The sequence below is a fragment of the Pseudomonas sp. SIMBA_068 genome, from assembly GCF_046534705.1.
GTDB lineage: Bacteria > Pseudomonadota > Gammaproteobacteria > Pseudomonadales > Pseudomonadaceae > Aquipseudomonas > Aquipseudomonas putida.
On sequence record NZ_JAWRYI010000178.1, the window covers coordinates 1 to 341 of the forward strand.

1 protein-coding gene is annotated in these 341 nt (G+C 42.5%); it reads left to right on the forward strand.

Annotated features, from left to right (window positions below):
• Nucleotides 1–147: 147 nt before the first annotated feature.
• The coding region (locus tag SB756_RS28720) for a flagellar motor protein MotB (protein ID WP_410912911.1) at nt 148–341 on the forward strand (194 nt) is incomplete at its 3' end.

The following is a 341-nucleotide window of genomic DNA, read 5'->3' on the forward strand; positions in this document are numbered from 1 at the left end:
CAAGCAACGTGTAGAAGAAAAGATGCTTTACCACGAAATGCTTGCAGAAGGGATAATTGCAATCAGCGATGGCCAAAGCCCAATGAACATTGAGCTAAAGTTAGAAGCTTATCGTGTTGAACGGCCAAGCCTAGTGGACGCATAAAAATGATGCGTCGACGATTTGGTCGCTCGGCCCATAAAAACCAGCATACAGAGCGCTGGTTAGTATCTTATGCGGATTATATGACCATTATGTTTGCCTTCTTTGTTGTAATGTATGCGATTGCGATTAACAAAGAAGAAAACTTCCAAATTTTATCCGATTCCCTAGAGCAAGTATTCGACAAGTCGGCTCGTGT